Raw genomic sequence first — 875 nt, forward strand, 5'->3', positions numbered from 1 at the left:
AACCAGCATCGGCCACTTCACCGCGACGAACGCGCGCGGCAGCACGATCAGCTTCGGTACCGGTTCCGATGCTGAGGGGGATGCCGTCTTCACGCCGGTGGAACTGCTGCTCGCCGCGATCGGAGGCTGCACGGCAGTGGACGTCGACGTAGCGACCAGCCGCCACGCCGAGCCGGCCAGGTTCTCTGTCGAGGTGACGGGGAACAAGGTCGGCGACGAACTCGGTAACCGGATGACCGACCTGGTGGTCACGTTCTCCGTCGAGTTTCCGGATGGCGAAGGCGCGGAGCGGGCCCGGATCGTTCTTCCCCGGGCGGTCAAGGCCTCCCACGACCGGCTCTGCACGGTGAGCCGTACCGTTGAGATCGGCACCCCCGTCAAGACGGTGATCGAAGGCGCCTGACCTCTCACCGGAGCGCGGTTCACCGGATGTGCTGCACATCGGGCGCGGGGCGGGACGGATGCGAGCGCCTGTATACGGGGGTCTCGGGAGCGTATCCGAATGCGGGCGCGTTGCTGGGCCGCGGCGATCACGAAGAGGCTCGCCGTTGCCCAGCACGCTGCCGAAACGAGGATGACCTTCTGTGCTTCCAGACCCCGAGGAACGGCAGCATGGGAAGGTGGTGCCGGGTCTACCCCTGTGGTGGTGCTGGGCCGCTGGCGGGCCGAGCGGGCCGTTCATAGCCTCGTGCTCATGATGGATGACACGAACGAGGAACGAACAGGTGCCACCAGGCGGACGGCATTGCGTGGGCTGGGACTCGCGGTGGGGGGCATGGCACTGGCCACCGGGCTCGGAGCCGCGCCGGCCGCGGCGAACCCGCGTCGCGGGGTCACCACCTACGTGCTGGTGCACGGTACCCACAGCGCCGGCG

Annotated in this window: 1 protein-coding gene and 1 pseudogene; both read left to right on the plus strand. The window is 68.7% G+C overall.

Translation table 11 applies throughout. The features are described from left to right. The coding region (locus TN53_RS41135) for an OsmC family protein (RefSeq protein WP_234441838.1) at window positions 1-403 on the plus strand (403 nt) is incomplete at its 5' end. 291 nt (window positions 404-694) lie between these two features. After that, window positions 695-875: pseudogene (locus TN53_RS48825) on the plus strand (alpha/beta hydrolase); the annotation flags it as partial.

This window comes from Streptomyces sp. WM6386 (genome assembly GCF_000972385.1).
GTDB lineage: Bacteria > Actinomycetota > Actinomycetes > Streptomycetales > Streptomycetaceae > Streptomyces.